At 38.1% G+C, this 19644-nt stretch carries 20 protein-coding genes; 12 read left to right on the top strand and 8 right to left on the bottom strand.

Features of this window, described 5'->3' with window-relative positions:
• Nucleotides 1-2 precede the first annotated feature (2 nt).
• The 5 genes from nqrE to mnmA all read left to right on the top strand — a co-directional run bounded on the left by nqrE (nt 3) and on the right by mnmA (nt 4562).
• Nucleotides 3-599 carry an NADH:ubiquinone reductase (Na(+)-transporting) subunit E gene (nqrE, locus tag AT683_RS04585; protein WP_005631374.1) on the top strand — a complete coding sequence of 199 codons (597 nt, stop codon included), beginning with the start codon at nt 3-5 and terminating at the stop codon, nt 597-599.
• A 12-nt stretch (nt 600-611) separates the two neighbouring features.
• Nucleotides 612-1847 carry an NADH:ubiquinone reductase (Na(+)-transporting) subunit F gene (nqrF, locus tag AT683_RS04580; RefSeq protein WP_005660831.1) on the top strand — a complete coding sequence of 412 codons (1236 nt, stop codon included), beginning with the start codon at nt 612-614 and terminating at the stop codon, nt 1845-1847.
• A 143-nt stretch (nt 1848-1990) separates the two neighbouring features.
• Nucleotides 1991-3031: an FAD:protein FMN transferase gene (locus tag AT683_RS04575; RefSeq protein ID WP_005660833.1), complete on the top strand. Its 1041-nt coding sequence runs from the start codon at nt 1991-1993 to the stop codon at nt 3029-3031.
• A gap of 2 nt (nt 3032-3033) precedes the next feature.
• Nucleotides 3034-3294 (top strand): (Na+)-NQR maturation NqrM, encoded by a 261-nt coding sequence (nqrM, locus tag AT683_RS04570; RefSeq protein WP_005660836.1) that lies wholly within the window; start codon nt 3034-3036, stop codon nt 3292-3294.
• 116 nt (nt 3295-3410) lie between these two features.
• A complete protein-coding gene (gene mnmA, locus AT683_RS04565; RefSeq protein WP_005660840.1) occupies nt 3411-4562 on the top strand; it encodes a tRNA 2-thiouridine(34) synthase MnmA in 1152 nt (383 codons plus the stop codon).
• Nucleotides 4563-4605: 43 nt separating this feature from the next.
• On the opposite strand, the gene pgeF is transcribed toward mnmA, so the two are convergent.
• Together pgeF and rluD are read right to left on the bottom strand one after the other, a co-directional pair.
• On the bottom strand, nt 4606-5340 hold the full coding sequence (pgeF, locus tag AT683_RS04560) for a peptidoglycan editing factor PgeF (RefSeq protein ID WP_005660843.1): 735 nt from the start codon (nt 5338-5340) through the stop codon (nt 4606-4608).
• A 1-nt stretch (nt 5341) separates the two neighbouring features.
• A complete protein-coding gene (gene rluD, locus AT683_RS04555) occupies nt 5342-6316 on the bottom strand; it encodes a 23S rRNA pseudouridine(1911/1915/1917) synthase RluD (protein WP_005660845.1) in 975 nt (324 codons plus the stop codon).
• Between the two features lie 107 nt (nt 6317-6423).
• Here rluD and AT683_RS04550 point away from each other — a divergent pair, with 107 nt between their 5' ends.
• Nucleotides 6424-7212, top strand: coding sequence for an outer membrane protein assembly factor BamD (locus AT683_RS04550; protein WP_011271910.1), 789 nt, complete (start codon nt 6424-6426; stop codon nt 7210-7212).
• A gap of 78 nt (nt 7213-7290) precedes the next feature.
• Here the strand turns inward: AT683_RS04550 and AT683_RS04545 are convergent, their stop codons facing one another.
• The 4 genes from AT683_RS04545 to focA form a co-directional block, all read right to left on the bottom strand.
• Nucleotides 7291-7773, bottom strand: a complete 483-nt coding sequence (locus AT683_RS04545; RefSeq protein ID WP_005660849.1) for a surface-adhesin protein E — start codon at nt 7771-7773, stop codon at nt 7291-7293.
• A 31-nt stretch (nt 7774-7804) separates the two neighbouring features.
• Complete coding sequence (gene pflA, locus AT683_RS04540) at nt 7805-8545, bottom strand: pyruvate formate lyase 1-activating protein (protein ID WP_005660851.1); 741 nt, start codon at nt 8543-8545, stop codon at nt 7805-7807.
• Between the two features lie 124 nt (nt 8546-8669).
• Nucleotides 8670-10982, bottom strand: a complete 2313-nt coding sequence (gene pflB, locus AT683_RS04535) for a formate C-acetyltransferase (protein WP_005653814.1) — start codon at nt 10980-10982, stop codon at nt 8670-8672.
• Nucleotides 10983-11019: 37 nt separating this feature from the next.
• Nucleotides 11020-11874 (bottom strand): formate transporter FocA, encoded by an 855-nt coding sequence (gene focA, locus AT683_RS04530; RefSeq protein WP_005694105.1) that lies wholly within the window; start codon nt 11872-11874, stop codon nt 11020-11022.
• Nucleotides 11875-12378: 504 nt separating this feature from the next.
• Here focA and nagK point away from each other — a divergent pair.
• Both nagK and AT683_RS04520 read left to right on the top strand, forming a co-directional pair.
• The gene (gene nagK / locus AT683_RS04525) at nt 12379-13293 is read left to right on the top strand and encodes an N-acetylglucosamine kinase (RefSeq protein WP_038440884.1); all 915 of its coding nucleotides are present in this window, start codon (nt 12379-12381) and stop codon (nt 13291-13293) included.
• Nucleotides 13294-13477: 184 nt separating this feature from the next.
• On the top strand, nt 13478-14917 hold the full coding sequence (locus AT683_RS04520; protein ID WP_005664316.1) for an alanine/glycine:cation symporter family protein: 1440 nt from the start codon (nt 13478-13480) through the stop codon (nt 14915-14917).
• Between the two features lie 184 nt (nt 14918-15101).
• On the opposite strand, the gene fghA is transcribed toward AT683_RS04520, so the two are convergent.
• Together fghA and AT683_RS04510 are read right to left on the bottom strand one after the other, a co-directional pair.
• Nucleotides 15102-15929 (bottom strand): S-formylglutathione hydrolase, encoded by an 828-nt coding sequence (gene fghA / locus AT683_RS04515; RefSeq protein ID WP_042599384.1) that lies wholly within the window; start codon nt 15927-15929, stop codon nt 15102-15104.
• A gap of 8 nt (nt 15930-15937) precedes the next feature.
• Complete coding sequence (locus AT683_RS04510) at nt 15938-17074, bottom strand: S-(hydroxymethyl)glutathione dehydrogenase/class III alcohol dehydrogenase (protein ID WP_012054862.1); 1137 nt, start codon at nt 17072-17074, stop codon at nt 15938-15940.
• Between the two features lie 122 nt (nt 17075-17196).
• Here AT683_RS04510 and AT683_RS04505 point away from each other — a divergent pair, with 122 nt between their 5' ends.
• The 4 genes from AT683_RS04505 (at nt 17197) to tatC (ending at nt 19393) form a co-directional block, all read left to right on the top strand.
• Entirely contained in the window at nt 17197-17604 is a 408-nt protein-coding gene (locus AT683_RS04505) for a MerR family transcriptional regulator (protein WP_005691542.1), read from the top strand.
• Between the two features lie 217 nt (nt 17605-17821).
• A complete protein-coding gene (tatA, locus tag AT683_RS04500; RefSeq protein ID WP_005648696.1) occupies nt 17822-18049 on the top strand; it encodes a twin-arginine translocase TatA/TatE family subunit in 228 nt (75 codons plus the stop codon).
• Between the two features lie 3 nt (nt 18050-18052).
• Nucleotides 18053-18613, top strand: a complete 561-nt coding sequence (tatB, locus tag AT683_RS04495; protein ID WP_005688082.1) for a Sec-independent protein translocase protein TatB — start codon at nt 18053-18055, stop codon at nt 18611-18613.
• 9 nt (nt 18614-18622) lie between these two features.
• Nucleotides 18623-19393: a twin-arginine translocase subunit TatC gene (tatC, locus tag AT683_RS04490; protein ID WP_005658522.1), complete on the top strand. Its 771-nt coding sequence runs from the start codon at nt 18623-18625 to the stop codon at nt 19391-19393.
• The last annotated feature ends 251 nt before the right edge of the window (nt 19394-19644 follow it).

Below are 19644 nucleotides of genomic sequence, written 5' to 3'. Positions count from 1 at the left end.
CAATGGAACATTATATTAGCCTATTTGTTAAGGCAGTCTTCATTGAAAATATGGCACTTTCTTTCTTCTTAGGAATGTGTACTTTCTTAGCGGTATCTAAAAAGGTGTCCACTGCGTTTGGTCTTGGGATTGCGGTAACTTTCGTTCTTGGTATCGCAGTGCCAGTAAACCAATTAATTTATGCAAATGTACTAAAAGAAAATGCTTTAATTGAAGGTGTAGATTTATCATTCTTAAACTTCATCACTTTCATTGGGGTTATTGCTGGTTTAGTGCAAATTCTTGAAATGGTGTTAGATAAATTTATGCCATCTCTTTATAACGCATTAGGGATTTTCTTACCTTTAATCGCAGTAAACTGTGCGATCTTTGGTGGGGTATCTTTCATGGTTCAACGTGATTACAATTTCCCTGAATCTATCGTGTATGGTTTCGGCTCAGGTTTAGGTTGGATGTTAGCGATTGTAGCGCTTGCTGGCTTAACGGAAAAAATGAAATACGCTGATATTCCTGCTGGATTAAAAGGTTTAGGTATTACCTTTATCTCTGTTGGTTTAATGGCACTAGGCTTTATGTCTTTCTCTGGTATTCAATTATAAGGAGTGTAATCAATGAGCGATTCAGTAATTCTTGCACTCGGTATTGCCGCATTCACGGTTATTGTATTAGTGTTAGTGGCAATCATCTTATTTGCGAAATCAAAATTAGTCGATTCTGGTGATATTACTATCGACATCAATGACGATCCTGAAAAAGCGATCACATTACCTGCAGGTGGCAAATTATTAGGGGCTTTAGCAAGTAAAGGTATTTTCGTGTCTTCTGCTTGCGGTGGCGGTGGCTCTTGTGGTCAATGTATTGTTAAAGTGAAAAATGGCGGTGGAGAAATTCTTCCAACCGAACTTTCTCACATTAACAAACGTGAAGCAAAAGAAGGTTATCGTCTAGCTTGTCAAGTTAATGTAAAAGGTAATATGGAAGTTGAACTTCCAGAAGAAATCTTCGGCGTGAAAAAATGGGAATGTACTGTTATTTCTAACGATAACAAAGCAACTTTTATTAAAGAACTTAAATTAGCGATCCCTGAAGGCGAGGAAGTGCCTTTCCGCGCAGGTGGTTATATCCAAATCGAAGCTGAGCCACATGTGGTGAACTATAAAGATTTCGATATTCCTGAAGAATACCACGAAGACTGGGATAAATACGATTTATGGCGTTATGTCTCTAAAGTGGACGAGCATATTATCCGTGCTTACTCAATGGCTTCATACCCTGAAGAGAAAGGTATCATTATGCTTAACGTTCGTATTGCGACTCCACCACCACGCCAACCTGATGCGCCTCCAGGTCAAATGTCTTCTTACATTTGGTCATTAAAAGCAGGAGATAAAGTCACAATTTCTGGTCCATTTGGTGAATTCTTCGCGAAAGAAACTAATGCAGAAATGGTATTTATCGGTGGTGGTGCGGGTATGGCTCCAATGCGTTCACATATCTTCGACCAATTAAAACGTTTACATTCTAAACGTAAAATGTCGTTCTGGTATGGTGCACGTTCTAAACGTGAAATATTCTATCAAGAAGACTTTGACCAATTACAAGCTGAAAATCCAAACTTTGTATGGCACGTGGCACTTTCAGATGCATTGCCTGAAGATAATTGGACTGGCTATACAGGCTTTATTCACAATGTACTTTATGAAAACTACTTGAAAAATCATGAAGCACCAGAAGACTGTGAATACTATATGTGTGGGCCTCCAGTGATGAATGCAGCTGTAATTAAAATGTTGAAAGATCTTGGTGTTGAAGATGAAAACATTTTATTAGATGACTTTGGTGGCTGATTTTAGTTAATCAATTCATCATAAAAGCTGACCGCACTTTGTGATAAAGTGCGGTCAAAATTTAAGATGTTTTTAAAAATTTTCTATGATTACAGGTAAGTTTTGTTGAGTTTGCCAGTAATTCACAAATTTAGGAAATCCAGATGAAAAAATTAATAAGCGGTATCATAGCGGTAGCAATGGCATTAAGTCTTGCTGCTTGTCAAAAAGAAACAAAAGTTATCTCTTTAAGCGGTAAAACAATGGGGACAACTTATCATGTTAAATACCTTGATGATGGTTCAATAAAAGCAACATCTGAAAAGACGCATGAAGAAATTGAAGCAATCTTAAAAGATGTGAATGCGAAAATGTCCACTTACAAAAAAGATTCGGAATTGAGCCGCTTCAATCAAAATACCCAAGTGAACACACCGATTGAGATTTCAGCAGATTTTGCCAAAGTATTAGCTGAAGCGATTCGTTTAAATAAAGTGACCGAAGGCGCGTTGGATGTAACTGTTGGTCCAGTTGTAAATTTATGGGGATTTGGTCCTGAAAAACGCCCCGAAAAACAACCTACACCAGAACAATTAGCTGAACGCCAAGCCTGGGTTGGCATTGATAAAATTGCCCTTGATATGAGTGGTGCAAAACCGACATTAAGCAAAGCACTTCCTCAAGTTTACGTAGATTTATCGTCAATTGCTAAAGGTTTTGGCGTTGATCAGGTGGCTGAAAAGTTAGAACAACTAAATGCTCAGAATTACATGGTTGAAATCGGCGGTGAAATTCGTGCGAAAGGAAAAAATATTGAAGGTAAACCTTGGCAGATTGCCATTGAAAAACCAACTACAACAGGCGAAAGAGCGGCTGAAGCTGTCATTGGATTAAACAATATGGGAATGGCAAGTTCTGGCGATTACCGTATTTACTTTGAAGAAAATGGCAAACGCTTTGCTCATGAAATTGATCCGAAAACAGGTTATCCAATTCAGCATCATTTAGCCTCAATTACGGTACTTGCACCAACCTCAATGACTGCAGATGGCTTATCTACAGGGTTATTTGTGCTGGGGGAAGACAAGGCGTTAGAAGTGGCTGAGAAAAATAATCTTGCCGTTTATTTAATCATTAGAACAGATAATGGTTTTGTTACCAAATCATCCTCTGCTTTCAAAAAATTAACAGAAACAAAAGAATAGTTATGCAAACTTTATTTTTTACTTTAATCGCTTTCGTCGCAATTATATTGTTGATGTCTATCGGCTTTATTATCAAAAAACAAAGTTTAAAAGGCAGCTGCGGTGGTTTATCTAGCCTTGGTATTGACAAAGCTTGTGATTGTGATAAACCTTGCGACACGCTTCAATCAAAATTAGATGCAGGCGATGAACAAGCAAAAGCTGAATATGAGCAAAAATTTGCGAAAAAAGATGATAACTCGCAATTTTATGAAGTGAAATAACTTGCTCAAAACTGACCGCACTTTATGTGCAAAATAAAATTAACGGCAAAATTATTTTGCCGTTTTCTAATTCAATGACCAATGTGCTTCGCCTTAACCGAAGTTACGGGAGAACTATGTTAATTTCAAATACTTATAATCAACACTTTCCTCAACTGACGCAAGAACAGCTTGCGAGAAATGCGACAAAAAAAGTGATTTGTGGTATGTCTGGTGGCGTGGATTCTTCTGTGTCAGCTTTTATTCTTCAACAGCAAGGCTATCAAGTGGAAGGCCTGTTTATGAAAAACTGGGAAGAAGATGACGATACTGATTATTGTACTGCCGCAGCTGATCTTGCAGATGCTCAAGCAGTATGCGATAAATTAGGGATCAAACTACATAAAATTAATTTTGCGGCAGAATATTGGGATAATGTCTTTGAGCATTTTTTAACTGAATATAAAGCAGGACGCACGCCGAACCCAGATATTCTATGTAATAAAGAAATTAAATTTAAAGCATTTTTAGAATATGCAGCTGAAGATCTCGGTGCAGATTATATTGCAACAGGGCATTATGTACGTAGAGCGGGAGATAATGAAAATGCAAAACTATTACGTGGTTTAGATGCCAATAAAGATCAAAGTTATTTTCTTTATACTTTAAGCCATAAACAAGTGGGGCAAAGTTTATTCCCCGTTGGTGAAATCGAGAAGCCCATTGTTCGCGCTATTGCTGAAGATCTTGGCTTAATTACGGCGAAGAAAAAAGATTCTACCGGTATTTGTTTTATTGGTGAGCGTAAATTTAAGGATTTCTTAGCACGCTATTTACCAGCTCAACCAGGTAATATTCGCACTGTAGATGATGAAATTATTGGTCGTCATGATGGATTAATGTATCACACATTGGGACAACGCAAAGGATTGGGCATTGGTGGTCTAAAAAATGCGGGAGATGAAGCTTGGTATGTAGTAGATAAAGATGTAGAAAATAATGAACTTATTGTCGCGCAAGGTCACGATCATCCTCGTTTATTTTCAAAAGGATTGATTGCTAGCCAATTACATTGGGTTGATCGCGAACCAATTCGAGAGTCATTACGTTGCACGGTGAAAACACGTTATCGCCAACAAGATATTCCTTGTGTGATTGAACCAATTGATGATGAAACTATTCGAGTGATTTTTGATGAACCTCAATCAGCAGTAACCCCAGGGCAATCTGCCGTATTTTACCTTGGCGAAGTTTGTTTGGGTGGCGGTATTATCGCAGAAAGAATATAAAACAAAGATGACTAAAAGCGCGTAAAATGCGCTTTTAAACTATTTATTCAAACCAAATGACACTCGCCATTCGTCCCGTTTGATTGTCCCTGCGATAAGAAAAGAACTTTTCTTTTTCGTTGAATGTACAGTGATTTCCACCATAAATTTGCGTAATACCTAGATTGTTTAATCGCTGAGTTGCAATTTGATAAAGATTACTCAAGTATTTACCTTCTTCGATTGCATCAGGTTGAAAGGCGAGTTTGGCTTTTTCATCTACTGCAACAAACTTTTCTACAACATCAATCCCAACTTGAAAGGCCTTTGGACCTATTGCAGGGCCAAACCACGCAATAATATCTTCAGGTTTAGCTTGAAAATATTTCACTGTTTCTTCTAGTACGCCATCGCATAAACCACGCCAGCCAGCATGTGTTGCAGCCACTTCATTGCCAGATGTTGTAGTGAATAGAACTGGCAAACAGTCTGCAGTCATAACAACGCAAACTTGATTGGGAACATTTGTATAAACTGCATCCGCTTCAAGATTTTGTCCTGAATAAGGTAATTGAAGTACTCGAGTGCTGTGTGTTTGCGTTAAAAATATAGGTTTTTGTGGCAAGCCAAATTTTTCGACTAATAAAGTGCGGTTAGTTTTTACCGCACTTTTATCATCACCGACATGATCGCCTAAGTTGAAACTCAAATAAGGCGCTAAGCTCACGCCCCCTTCACGAGTAGTGGTAAAGGCATGAATATTCTTTGGAACATTCCAATTTGGGTTAATTGCTTGCATATTAATAATCTAACTCATCTTGATGTTTGAGATAGTCGGCTTTGAGTGCATTAAGCAATTCAACAAAGTCATCTGGTAATGGTGCATACCATTCCATAATTTCCCCTGTGATTGGATGAGCTAAGCGTAACATGACCGCATGTAAAGCTTGGCGTTTGAAATTACGCAATACTTCCATAAAGTCTTCACTCGCATTTTTGGGTGGACGAGGGCGTCCGCCATAGGTTTGATCGCCTAGCAATGGATGGGCAATATGTGCCATATGAACGCGGATTTGATGCGTGCGCCCCGTTTCTAAACGTAAACGTAAACGGGTGTAGTTACGGTAATTTTCCATAATACGATAATGAGTAACAGCTGGTTTTCCCATTGGATGAACAGCCATTAAAGTACGTTTGGTTGCATGACGAGCCATAGGTTGATCTACTGTGCCGCCTTTAGTCATAATGCCTGAAGCGACTGCTTCATATTCGCGCGTAATTTTGCGTTTTTGTAAGTCTCGCACTAACTTAGTTTGTGCTGGAATGGTTTTAGCAACAACCATTAGACCTGTTGTATCTTTATCTAATCGATGCACAATTCCTGCTCTCGGTACTTCTGATATCGGTGGATAATGATAGAGTAACGCATTGAGTACAGTTCCATTTGGATTGCCAGCACCGGGGTGTACCACAAGATCTTTTGGTTTGTTAATCACAATAATATCATCATCTTCATACACAATATTCAATGGAATATTTTCTGCTTCAAAACGTGTTTCATCTTCCACTTCAACAATAATCTCTATTCTCTCTCCTCCAAACACTTTCTCACGCGGAATATTAGTAATGCGGTCGTTAAGTTTTACGAGATCGGCTTCAATCCATGTTTTTAATCGGGAACGAGAATATTCAGGGAACAACTCTGCAAGTGTTTGGTCTAAACGTTGTCCCATTTGTTCTGGCTGCACTTCAGCCGAAAGGGTAATTTGTGGCATAAATAGCTCTCAAAAATTTTAAAAGTTGGCTTATTGATTAATGTTCTATACAATAGCGGACAATTGTATCTTATTTATTGGTTTTCGTAAAAATTAAGGAAAAAACAATGCGTAAAATAAAATCTTTGGCATTGCTTGCCGTGGCAGCATTGGTTATTGGATGTTCAAGTGGTTCAAAAGATGTTGAACAAGCATCGGTAAATGAATTATACACAAAAGGTACAACATCATTACAAGAAGGTAGTTACTCTGAAGCCATTCGCTATTTAAAAGCGACGACTGAGCGTTTTCCAGGTAGCGTTTATCAAGAACAAGCAATGTTAGATTTAATTTATGCAAATTATAAAACTCAAGATTATACGCAAGTATTATTGATGGTAGATAGCTTTTTACATCAATTTCCACAAAGCCCAAATCAAGCCTATGCGGTATATATGGCTGGCTTAACTAATGCAGCAACAGGCGATAATTTCATTCAAGATTTTTTTGGAATTGACCGTGCTACACGTGAAACAACCTCTATGCGTACCGCTTTTTCTAATTTCCAAAACTTAGTTCGTGTATTCCCTAATAGCCCTTATGCTCAAGATGCTTTAGCGCGTATGGCTTATATTAAAGATGCACTGGCTCGTCACGAATTAGAGATTGCAAAATTCTATGCAAAACGTAAAGCGTGGGTAGCAGTTGCAAATCGTGTGGTAGGAATGTTAAAACAATATCCTGATACTAAAGCAACTTATGAAGGATTATTTCTGATGCAGGAAGCTTATGAAAAAATGGGTTTAACCGCATTAGCAAATGATACTCAAAAAATTATTGATGCGAATAAAGATAAAACTTTTGCACCAATTGAAAAACCAAACGAGCCAGACTTAAAAGTGCCAGCAGTAAAATAGCAATAACTGCAGAAAAATCGAATACTCTCTGCACCTAAAAGTTGAATAAAATTTAAACTAATTAAGGTGCAGATTTTTTTATTTTTTATCAACTGAAAATGCTTCACCATAATTCGCACAAATAATCTGAGCAGCATTATAAAGCGTTGTATCAGGTGTTAAACTTAACGTATGTTTCTTTTGCTTTTTAGGTGCTGCCCGCAAACCCTGTCCCCAAAATTCATCATAGAAATCAGTTCGTACTTGAGTTAAATGATAATTTGCACAATTCAAGATCTTATACTGACGAACAGAACGTGCATAACGTTTAGGCTCAGGATAAACATACAATCCCTTATCTAAATTCACCACTGCATCAAAATGTACAATTTGTGGCTCTTGGTTATCCACCCAGATCGATTCACTATCGATGTAATAATTCACATTCTTTACCAAACGTATATATCCGCTTCGTACATCAGTCGGCGGTGCCAGCTTCACATCATTTTGTTTAGCCTTTTGGATTTGAGCAGAACAGGCAGTAAGTAACCCAAGTGATAATGTTAAAATAATTTTTTTCATTATTTACTCCTTATGTTAGCTGACATTTATTCTAGAATTTTACAGTGTGCCCATAACCTTCTAGGATTGTTTTAATATGCTCTAAGGATTCTTTAGTTGGCGGTAATACATCTTCAAGCTCATAATCTAACCCAAGGGTTTTCCATTTATGTGCACCTAATCGATGATAAGGAAGAAGCTCAACTTTTTCAATATTGGTCATACCTTCAATAAACTGACCTAATAAATGCACATCGTGATCGCTATCAGTATAACCAGGAACCACAACATAACGAATCCAGGTATGTTGATTACGTTTTTGCAAATATTTTGCAAATTCAAGGGTACGTTTATTGGGTACCCCAATAAGATTTTGATGAACTTGATCATTAAGCTCTTTTAAATCGAGTAAAACAAGATCTGTTACATCTAATAATTCATCAATAATATGATTATAATGACGTACAAAACCATTTGTATCCAAGCAAGTATTAATCCCTTCCGCTTTACAAGCTCGGAACCAATCGCGTACAAACTCTGCTTGTAACACAGCCTCGCCACCAGATGCCGTAACACCACCGCCAGTAGCATTCATAAAATGGCGATAAGTCACGACTTCTTTCATTAAATCTTCGACACTGATTTCTTTCCCCCCTTCAAGATCCCAAGTATCACGATTGTGGCAATATTTGCAGCGCATCAAGCAGCCTTGCATAAATAAAATAAAACGAATACCTGGCCCATCTACAGTGCCACAGGATTCAAAAGAGTGAATTCGTCCAAGAACTGACATACATAAATTTCCTAAAATTAGATATAGCTAAATTTTACCAAATATTTAGTCTATAAAAAATGAGCCTGATTTAAATCAGGCTCATTATGTTCCCACCAAAGTGCGGTCAAAAATAAAAATGTTTTTACATTGACTCTGTGAAAGTTCTAGTAATTACGTCTTGTTGTTGCTCTTTAGTTAAAGAGTTAAAACGTACTGCGTAACCAGATACACGGATAGTCAATTGTGGATATTTATCCGGATTTTCCATTGCATCTAACAACATTTCACGGTTTAACACGTTCACATTTAAGTGTTGGCCACCTTCAACCGTTGCTTCGTGGTGGAAGTAACCATCCATTAAGCCAGCAAGGTTGCGACGTTGTGCTTCGGCATCTTTACCTAACGCATTTGGTACGATTGAGAAGGTATAAGAAATACCATCTTTCGCGTAAGCAAATGGAAGTTTAGCTACAGAAGTTAATGATGCTACCGCACCTTTTTGGTCACGTCCGTGCATTGGGTTCGCACCTGGTCCGAATGGTGCACCAGCACGACGGCCATCTGGGGTGTTGCCCGTTTTCTTACCATAAACTACGTTAGAAGTAATGGTTAATACAGATTGTGTAGGCACTGCATTGCGGTAAGTTTTAAGTTTTTGAATTTTCTTCATGAAACGTTCAACTAAGTCACAAGCGATGTCATCAACACGGTTATCGTTATTACCATATTGTGGATATTCACCTTCAATTTCAAAGTCGATTGCTACGTTAGTTGCAACAACATTGCCATCTTTATCTTTGATGTCGCCACGAACTGGTTTAACTTTTGCATATTTGATTGCTGAAAGTGAGTCAGCCGCAACAGAAAGACCTGCGATACCACAAGCCATGGTACGGTATACATCACGATCATGTAATGCCATTAATGCGGCTTCGTATGAATATTTATCGTGCATATAGTGGATTACGTTTAAGGCAGTCACATATTGTTTAGCCAACCAATCCATAAAGCTATCCATACGAGTCATTACTGTATCGAAATCTAATACTTCATCAGTAATTGGTGCAGTTTTCGGGCCTACTTGCATACCTAATTTTTCATCAATACCGCCGTTGATTGCGTATAACAATGTTTTCGCTAAGTTTGCACGTGCACCGAAGAATTGCATTTGTTTACCCACAATCATTGGTGATACACAACATGCGATTGCGTAGTCATCATTGTTGAAGTCTGGACGCATTAAATCATCGTTTTCGTATTGAACTGATGAGGTATCAATCGATACTTTTGCACAGAAACGTTTGAAGTTTTCAGGTAATTGTTCAGACCAAAGAATGGTTAAGTTTGGCTCTGGGGAAGTACCCATGTTGTAAAGGGTGTGTAAAATACGGAATGTATTTTTGGTTACTAATGTACGACCATCTAAACCCATACCTGCGATGGTTTCAGTTGCCCACATTGGGTCGCCTGAGAATAATTGATCGTATTCAGGTGTACGTAAGAAACGAACCATACGAAGTTTCATAACTAAGTGGTCAACTAATTCTTGCGCTTCAGTTTCAGTAATTTTTCCTGCTTTTAAATCACGCTCAATGTACACGTCAATAAAGGTTGCGGTACGACCGAATGACATTGCAGCACCATTTTGTGATTTTATTGCAGCAAGATAAGCAAAGTACATCCATTGAATGGCTTCTTGAGCATTAGTTGCTGGGTTAGAAATATCATAACCATAGCTTGCTGCCATTTGTTTTAATTGACCTAATGCACGGTGTTGTTCTGCGATTTCTTCACGTAAACGAATTGTTGCTTCAAGATTTACGCCATCTTCTAAATCTTTTTGTAAAGAAGAGAATTGTGCATATTTATCTTTCATTAAGAAATCTACACCATAAAGTGCTACACGACGGTAGTCACCGATGATACGACCACGACCATAAGCATCTGGAAGACCAGTTAATACCCCAGATTTACGGCAACGTAAAATATCTGGCGTGTAAACATCGAATACACCTTGGTTATGTGTTTTACGGTATTCAGTGAAGATTTTTTTCACTTTTGGATCAAGTTCACGACCATAAACTTTACAAGAACCTTCCACCATTTTGATACCACCGAATGGCATAATGGCACGTTTTAAAGGTTCATCAGTTTGAAGACCAACGATTTTTTCTAAATCTTTGTTAATGTAACCGGGTGCGTGAGAGATAATGGTAGATGGTGTATGTTCATCAAAATCTAATGGCGCGTGAGTACGGTTTTCAATTTTAATTCCTTCCATTACAGATTCCCAAAGCTTGGTTGTTGCTTCGGTTGGACCTGCTAAGAAAGAGTCATCGCCTTCATAAGGGGTATAGTTTTTTTGGATAAAGTCACGTACATTGACATTTTCTTGCCAATCGCCACCAGCAAAACCAGCCCACGCCAATTTTTGCATTTCATTAAGTTCTGACATAGTCATTTCCTTTGTTAATTAATAAATAAGTAAATCTTTAATGCGTTTTGGTTAAATAACGTTGGAATACACCAATACAAATTGCCCCGCCGACAATATTTCCCAACGTTACAGGGATTAAATTCTTCACGATGAAATGGTACAAATCTAAATCTGCGTATTTCATCGGATCAACGCCGATTTGTTGCCAAAATTCAGGTGTACTAAAATGTGCGGTAATAATTCCCATCGGAATCATAAACATATTAGCCACACAGTGTTCAAATCCTGATGCAACAAACAAACCAATCGGCATAATCATAATAAATGCTTTGTCTGTAACAGTCTTACCAGAATAAGACATCCAAACCGCCACACACACCATAATGTTACATAAAATACCTAGGTTAAAAGCTTCAAACCAAGTGTGATGAATTTTATGTTGGGCGGTTGCAAGAATTGTTAAACCCCATTGACCATTTGCTGCCATTGTTTGTCCACTAAACCAAATAACAGCCGCAATAAATAAACCACCAACGAAGTTGCCCAAATATACTACGATCCAATTTCGAATCATTTGTGTCGTGGTGATTCTACCGCCTACACGGGCGACTAAAGTTAAAGTAGAAGAAGTGAATAATTCAGATCCTAAAATCACCACCATAATTACGCCCAAGGAGAATACTAACCCACCTACTAACTTGGTTAATCCCCAAGGTGCGCCTGCACTAGCAGTTTGTGTTGTCGTGTAAAATACAAAGGCTAAGGCAATACAAGCACCAGCACTAATACCAGACATAAACGATAAAAATGGACGTTTATTTGCTTTATAAGTTGCTGTATTTTCTGCATAATCCGTTGCTTCAACAGGTGTGAGCGCAACAGAAGATAGTTTTTGATTTTCTGATGCCATAATCAAACTCCAACTATTGACATTGAAAAAGTTGATGAAAATTTAATACTTTTAACAAGTTTACGACTACAAATACTTCTATAATTGGTGCTATTTTACTCTCCTCCCCTTTCATTGCAAAGAAAAGCAAAAATTATTTCAACAAACTTTGATATTTTGCAAGGTTTGTTTAATTAAAGACAAAATTCCCATATTAATATTCGCTCAATTTCATACATTCAGAGTAAGTAAAGCACTTAATTTGAAACTTGTTTTATTCGCGTAATACCGTGAATTCCCCCAGATAATCATCCACTTTTCCAAAACCTTGATTATTCACAACAGGCAAATTCATAATTTTTTCAAACGAACCAGATTAAGTGTATAGACTTGCTATTTTGAGTAATTAATAGCATTATTTTGATCTTTTTGAAGAAAAAGGCGATCTTTGTCATAAAATAATGATTTAAGTGCGGTTAAAATTTTGGTTAATTTTAAGTGCACTTCTTTATACAGGAGCAGATTATGTATTATGGTTTAGATATTGGTGGCACGAAAATAGAGCTTGCCGTATTCAATGAAGAATTAGAAAAATTATATTCTGAACGGGTGCCAACACCTAAAACCGACTATGAAGAATGGCTTAACACGATTGTGGATTTAGTGAATCGTGCTGATGAAAAGTTTGGTGAAGTGGGCACCGTAGGTTTGGGCGTACCTGGTTTTGTTAATCAACAAACTGGATTAGCCGAAATTACCAATATTCGTGTGGCAGATAATAAACCGATTTTACGCGATTTGTCTGTGCGTTTAGACCGTGAAGTGCGGGCAGAAAATGATGCAAATTGTTTTGCATTATCTGAAGCGTGGGATACGGAAAATCAGCAATATCCGACTGTACTTGGTTTAATTCTTGGAACTGGTTTTGGTGGCGGCTTTGTCTTAAATGGTAAAGTTCATTCAGGTCAAGTGGGAATGGCGGGAGAGCTTGGTCATTTACAACTAAATTATCATGCCTTGAAATTATTGGGATGGGATAACGCCCCTATTTATCAATGTGGTTGTGGCAACAAGGCTTGTTTGGATAATTATTTGTCTGGTCGCGGTTTTGAAATGCTTTATCGAGATTTGAAAGGCGAAACATTATCTGCTCGTGAAATTATTGATTTGTTCTATCAAGGCAATGAAAGTGCGGTAGATTTTGTGAATCTTTTTGTTGAGTTGGCGGCGATTTCTATTGGCAATATCATTACGGCATTTGATCCGCATATGATTGTACTCGGCGGTGGATTATCTAATTTTGATTACCTTTATGAGGCTTTACCAAAAGCATTACCGCCTCACTTGATGCGGACAGCAAAAGTTCCACCAATTAAAAAAGCGAAACACGGCGATTCTGGTGGTGTGCGTGGCGCGGCAGCGTTGTTTTTAACCAAATAATTCAACAAACTAGTGGGGCGTATTCAAATAATATGCCCTTTGTTTTTGAAAAATATTTAGAATATTCTAAATTTATTAGATTTTTTCTTTTTTGTTTTTCTTTTCTTTAGAGAAATTATTAAAAAATCTCGCCTTTTCATTGAAAAACCATACAATCAAATTATTTATCGCTTGAGGGATGATTATGGACTTTGAATTTTCAAAAATGTTAGAAGAAGTGCTAACTTGGATAGTCGCACACCTTGACGGGCCTTTATGGGATGTCACAATTATTATTTTGCTTGGGACTGGTCTATTTTTTACCATTACAACAGGATTTGTGCAGTTCCGTTTATTCCCAGCAAGTCTTCGTGAAATGTGGTTTGGTCGTGCGGTGGAGGGTAGTTCGTTAACACCTTTCCAAGCATTTACGACAGGTCTTGCGAGCCGCGTTGGTGTGGGTAACATTGGTGGGGTTGCAACGGCAATCGCCTTGGGAGGCGAAGGCGCAGTGTTTTGGATGTGGGTAACGGCATTTATTGGTATGTCGAGTGCTTTCGCTGAATCTACCCTTGCTCAATTATTTAAAATTCAAGATAAAGATGGATCATTCCGCGGTGGCCCTGCTTATTATATTGTTCAAGGTTTAAAATCACGTTGTATGGCAGTGGCTTTTGCACTTGCATTAATTTTTACATTTGGTTTTGCCTTTAATTCTGTGCAGGCAAACTCTATTGTTGAAGCAACGAGTAATGCGTGGAATTGGAAAGGGGAATATGTCGGTATTTCATTAGTAATTTTTACCGCACTTATTATTTTCGGTGGCGTTAAGCGTATTGCGATTATTTCGAGCAACCTTGTACCAATGATGGCACTTTTCTATTTGATTATAGCAGTAATTATTCTTGGCATGCATATTGATATGATCCCTTCCGTGATTCATCGTATTGTTCAAAGTGCATTTAGTTTTGATGCTGCCGCTGGCGGAATGTTTGGTGCATTGGTATCGAAAGCAATGATGATGGGGATTAAACGTGGTTTATTCTCAAACGAAGCGGGGATGGGATCTGCGCCTAATTCGGCTGCAGCAGCTCACGTTAAGCATCCAGTTAGCCAAGGTTTAGTGCAAATGCTCGGTGTGTTTGTTGATACAATGATCGTTTGTACTTGTACTGCCGTTATTATTTTGCTTTCGAATAATTATGGTAGCGAAACGCTCAAAAGTATCTCACTTACGCAAAATGCTTTGCAATACCACATAGGTGAATTTGGGGTGCATTTCCTGGCGTTTATCTTATTGTTATTCGCTTATTCTTCTATTATTGGTAACTATGCTTATGCGGAAAGCAATATCCGTTTTATAAAAAATAAACCTTGGTTTGTATTTTTGTTCCGTTTAATGGTGCTATTTTTCGTGTATTTCGGTGCGGTTCGCTCTGGCAATGTGGTGTGGAATTTCGCAGATACGGTGATGGCTGTCATGGCAATCATTAACTTGATCGCAATTTTGATGTTGTCGCCAATCGTATGGAAATTAATGAAGGATTATCAACGCCAGCTTAAAGAAGGAAAAACGCCAGAGTTTAAAATTGATGAATACCCTGAATTACGTAAGAAAATATTTGATTCCCGCATTTGGAAATAAAGATAAAATGGCTAGAAAGAGATTATCTACCTTTCCAAAGAGTTAGATTATTATTTAAAGAAATTTTTTGATATTGTTTCAGGCTTGGTTCTTCTAGTTCAGACTGAATAAACTATTGCCAGCACTTTTTACCGCCCTCGTGCCGGCTATCCCAAACTGCTTTGAAAACTGACCGCTCTTTAGCTTACTTCAAAAATTCCGCATGATAGGCAATATGCTCGCCAATAAAACTGGCGATGAAGTAATAGCTGTGATCATAGCCTTTATGGAAGCGCACATCGACAGGCTGACTTGCCACTCGACAGGTTTCGATAAAATCTTCGGTACGCAATTGTGTAGGCAAAAACTCATCTTCCAAGCCCTGCTCAATGCGCATACCTTGCACTTTATAGCCTTGTTGAATGAGCGAGCTGGCATCATATTGCTGCCATTTTTCACGATCTTCCCCTAAATAGGTAGAAAAGGCTTTTTCTCCCCAAGGCACCTGGCTTGGCGATAAAATAGGCGAAAAGGCAGAAACACTTTGATAACGTTCCCGATTTCGCAGTGCCAATACCAATGCACCGTGTCCGCCCATTGAATGTCCCATAATGGAACGTTTGCCGTTAGTAGGGAAATTTGCTTCAATCAAATCAGGCAATTCATTCAAGATATAATCATACATTTGATAATTCGTCGCCCAAGGCTGCTCGGTCGCATTAAGATAAAAGCCCGCTCCCTGCCCTAAATCGTAAGCCGCATCATTCGGCACTTGCTCTCCGCGAGGGCTAGTATCGGGGGCAACCACAATCACTTGATGTTCTGCGGCATAACGTTGAAAGCCTGATTTGGTAATGAAATTTTGTTCTGTACAAGTTAAGCCAGAAAGCCAATAAATCACGCCAAGAGGTCGATTCTCCGGATTATTTGGCAAATAGACGGCAAATTTCATTTCACATTGAAGTGTTTGGGCATTATGTGCCCAAACTTGCTGTGAACCGCCAAAAATTTGATGTTGTTCAATTAGTTTCATAGCGTACCTTAGTAGTGAATAACAGTACGGATTGATTTACCTTCGTGCATTAATTCAAAGGCTTCATTAATTTGATCAAGTGGCATTGTGTGAGTCACAAACGGTTCTAACTGGATGTCGCCTTTCATTGAATCTTCCACCATTTGCGGAAGTTCAGAGCGACCTTTCACGCCACCAAATGCCGAGCCTTTCCAAACACGGCCTGTTACCAATTGGAACGGACGCGTTGAAATTTCTTGTCCTGCACCCGCTACGCCGATGATAATGGATTGTCCCCAGCCACGGTGAGCACTTTCTAATGCTTGACGCATTACGTTTACATTACCGATACATTCAAAGGTATGGTCAATGCCCCATTTATTAATATCTAACAACACATCTTTGATCGGCTTATCGTAATCATTAGGGTTTAAACAATCCGTTGCACCAAACTGTTTTGCCAACTCAAATTTTGCAGGATTGGTATCAATGGCGATAATACGGCCGGCTTTGGCTTGACGTGCACCTTGCACTACCGCTAAACCAATCGCACCCAAGCCAAACACGGCAACAGAGTCGCCTTCTTGCACTTTTGCCGTATTATGTACCGCACCAATACCTGTGGTAACGCCACAGCCAAGTAAACATACTTGTTCGTGGTTGGCTTCTGGGTTGATTTTCGCCAGTGAAACTTCTGCAACAACTGAGTATTCACTGAAAGTCGAACAGCCCATATAGTGATAGATCGGCTGACCTTGATAAGAAAAACGTGTCGTGCAATCAGGCATTAAGCCTTTACCTTGCGTGTCACGCACTGAGACGCATAGGTTGGTTTTACCCGAGCGACAAAACTCACATTCGCCACATTCAGCAGTATAAAGAGGAATGACGTGATCGCCCGGTTTTACGCTTAACACACCTTCGCCAACCGCAACAACCACACCCGCACCTTCGTGTCCTAGCACCACAGGGAATACCCCTTCAGGATCGCTTCCTGATAACGTAAACGCATCAGTATGGCAAACGCCCGTGTGCGTGTTACGAATTAACACTTCGCCTTTGCGAGGCATTTCTACGTCGATTTCCACAATTTGTAAGGGTTGATTTGGGGCGAATGCTACCGCCGCACGAGATTTGATGGTTGAGTTGATTTGTTTAATTTCCATTGTTTTTCCTCTTAATCCATTGACAAAGTTGCCTTACGTAAGCAAGATAGCAACAGTTTACACTTTAGAGTTCACTCTAAAGCAAGTGTTTTTTTACCATTTTTGTTTAAAGGGAATAAAAAGTGACTTACACCACCGCTAAAGCTGCTGAAAAAATAGGCATTTCCGCCTACACCTTACGCTTTTATGACAAAGAAGGCTTGTTACCTAATGTCGGACGTGATGAATACGGTAATCGCCGTTTTACCGACAAGGATTTGCAATGGTTGAGTTTATTACAATGCTTGAAAAATACAGGAATGAGCTTAAAAGACATCAAACGCTTTGCAGAATGTACCATCATTGGCGACGATACTATTGAAGAACGCCTTTCCTTATTTGAAAATCAAACAAAAAATGTAAAGTGTCAAATTGCCGAATTAAAACGTTATTTAGATTTGCTTGAATACAAATTAGCGTTTTACCAAAAAGCGAAAGCACTAGGCTCGGTAAAAGCTGTGAATTTACCGCAAATTCCTGAAACGAGCTAAAAGGATAAAAGTGCTCACATCACAGAATTAGAAGAAAAATACAATTTTTAGAGATAGATAAATTTTAACTTTTTTATTACATCAATAAGTTAAAAATCAGGTTTTGTGATCAAGATCAGGATAACATAAAAATAATCTCCTATAGCTATTGTTCTAAATGGCTAAAAAGAGTATATTCCGAGCCAAATTTTTTCTTTTTTACAGAACGGAGTTTATTATGTTTGGTTTATCCCCCGCTCAACTGATTATTTTATTAGTCGTTATTTTATTGATTTTTGGCACGAAAAAATTAAGAAATGCTGGCTCAGATCTTGGTGCAGCAGTGAAAGGTTTCAAAAAGGCGATGAAAGAAGATGAAAAAGTAAAAGATGCGGAATTTAAGTCTATAGATAATGAAACAGCGTCTGCAAAAAAAGAAAATATAAAAGAGAAAGAGCAGGCTTAATCCGTGTTTGATATTGGTTTTTCAGAACTTATTTTACTAATGGTTTTGGGATTGGTTGTATTAGGCCCGAAACGTTTGCCTATAGCAATTCGCACTGTAATGGATTGGGTAAAAACAATTCGTGGTTTAGCTGCTAACGTTCAAAATGAGTTGAAACAAGAGCTAAAATTGCAAGAATTACAAGATAGTATTAAAAAAGCGGAATCCCTTAACTTGCAAGCCCTTTCACCAGAATTGAGTAAAACGGTGGAAGAATTAAAAGCTCAAGCAGATAAGATGAAAGCGGAGCTAGAAGATAAAGCAGCTCAAGCTGGTACAACGGTGGAAGATCAAATCAAAGAAATCAAAAATGCGGCTGAAAATGCAGAAAAACCTCAAAATGCAATCTCAGTTGAGGAGGCTGCAGAAACTTTATCTGAAGCAGAAAAAACACCTACAGATTTGACCGCACTTGAAACTCACGAGAAAGTAGAACTGAACACACATTTATCTAGCTATTATCCTCCTGATGATATTGAAATCGCTCCAGCGTCAAAATCTCAATCTTCAAAAACTAAATCATAGCGAGTTTTTATGAGTAATGTGGATGAATCTCAACCTTTAATTACGCACCTTGTTGAACTAAGAAACCGTTTATTACGCTGTGTGATTTGTGTAGTGTTGGTTTTTGTTGCTTTGGTGTATTTTTCCAATGATATTTATCATTTTGTTGCTGCACCTTTAACGGCTGTTATGCCAAAAGGCGCAACAATGATTGCAACCAATATTCAAACTCCTTTCTTTACGCCAATTAAATTAACTGCGATTGTTGCAATTTTTATTTCTGTCCCTTATTTGCTTTATCAAATTTGGGCTTTTATTGCACCTGCTTTATATCAGCACGAAAAACGGATGATTTATCCGTTGTTATTTTCCAGTACGATTTTATTTTATTGCGGTGTTGCTTTTGCTTACTATGTCGTCTTTCCTCTTGTATTCAGCTTCTTTACACAAACAGCCCCAGAAGGCGTTACCATCGCAACAGATATTAGTAGTTATTTAGATTTTGCTTTAGCGTTATTTTTAGCTTTTGGCGTTTGTTTTGAAGTGCCAATTGCGATTATTCTACTTTGCTGGACTGGTATTACCACTGTAAAGGCTCTTTCCGAAAAACGCCCTTATATTATTGTTGCAGCATTTTTTATTGGAATGCTTTTAACGCCTCCTGATGTTTTTTCACAAACTTTGCTTGCCATACCGATGTGCTTGCTGTTTGAGCTCGGTCTATTGGTCGCTCGATTTTATCAACCAAAAGACGACGAAAGTGCGGTTAAAAATAATGATGAATCAGAAAAAACACAATGATGAACTTAATTGTTAATAGTATGGGAGCTTTGCCCCCGTTTTTATTATATTGATATAACCCTAATTTTGTTTTTTCATAAAACATATTTTCGTAGTGATTTACTAGAAATATGATTTGTAGTCTGCTCTATATTTTTATTGAAAATATCATTACCTGATGGTTTTCTGTCGTTTTTTATTTTTTATCTAATAAATACGATATTTTTTAGATAATTTCTTTACTTTTTCCTTTTCTTTAAATTTCCTTTATA

The organism is Haemophilus influenzae (assembly GCF_001457655.1).
GTDB lineage: Bacteria > Pseudomonadota > Gammaproteobacteria > Enterobacterales > Pasteurellaceae > Haemophilus > Haemophilus influenzae.
The sequence above is the reverse complement of the archived record's forward strand: the minus strand, read 5'-3'. Positions and strand labels throughout refer to the sequence as shown.

Bases quoted from the DNA above. Each gene is read 5' to 3' on its own strand.
- fghA (WP_042599384.1), bottom strand. From the start codon at position 15,929: ATGAAACTAATTGAACAACATCAAATTTTTGGCGGTTCACAGCAAGTT.
- mnmA (WP_005660840.1), top strand. From the start codon at position 3,411: ATGTTAATTTCAAATACTTATAATCAACACTTTCCTCAACTGACGCAA.
- tatC (WP_005658522.1), top strand. From the start codon at position 18,623: ATGAGTAATGTGGATGAATCTCAACCTTTAATTACGCACCTTGTTGAA.
- nagK (WP_038440884.1), top strand. From the start codon at position 12,379: ATGTATTATGGTTTAGATATTGGTGGCACGAAAATAGAGCTTGCCGTA.
- AT683_RS04510 (WP_012054862.1), bottom strand. From the start codon at position 17,074: ATGGAAATTAAACAAATCAACTCAACCATCAAATCTCGTGCGGCGGTA.
- AT683_RS04575 (WP_005660833.1), top strand. From the start codon at position 1,991: ATGAAAAAATTAATAAGCGGTATCATAGCGGTAGCAATGGCATTAAGT.
- AT683_RS04550 (WP_011271910.1), top strand. From the start codon at position 6,424: ATGCGTAAAATAAAATCTTTGGCATTGCTTGCCGTGGCAGCATTGGTT.
- pflA (WP_005660851.1), bottom strand. From the start codon at position 8,545: ATGTCAGTTCTTGGACGAATTCACTCTTTTGAATCCTGTGGCACTGTA.
- pflB (WP_005653814.1), bottom strand. From the start codon at position 10,982: ATGTCAGAACTTAATGAAATGCAAAAATTGGCGTGGGCTGGTTTTGCT.
- nqrF (WP_005660831.1), top strand. From the start codon at position 612: ATGAGCGATTCAGTAATTCTTGCACTCGGTATTGCCGCATTCACGGTT.
- rluD (WP_005660845.1), bottom strand. From the start codon at position 6,316: ATGCCACAAATTACCCTTTCGGCTGAAGTGCAGCCAGAACAAATGGGA.
- tatA (WP_005648696.1), top strand. From the start codon at position 17,822: ATGTTTGGTTTATCCCCCGCTCAACTGATTATTTTATTAGTCGTTATT.
- focA (WP_005694105.1), bottom strand. From the start codon at position 11,874: ATGGCATCAGAAAATCAAAAACTATCTTCTGTTGCGCTCACACCTGTT.
- pgeF (WP_005660843.1), bottom strand. From the start codon at position 5,340: ATGCAAGCAATTAACCCAAATTGGAATGTTCCAAAGAATATTCATGCC.
- nqrE (WP_005631374.1), top strand. From the start codon at position 3: ATGGAACATTATATTAGCCTATTTGTTAAGGCAGTCTTCATTGAAAAT.
- AT683_RS04520 (WP_005664316.1), top strand. From the start codon at position 13,478: ATGGACTTTGAATTTTCAAAAATGTTAGAAGAAGTGCTAACTTGGATA.
- nqrM (WP_005660836.1), top strand. From the start codon at position 3,034: ATGCAAACTTTATTTTTTACTTTAATCGCTTTCGTCGCAATTATATTG.
- AT683_RS04545 (WP_005660849.1), bottom strand. From the start codon at position 7,773: ATGAAAAAAATTATTTTAACATTATCACTTGGGTTACTTACTGCCTGT.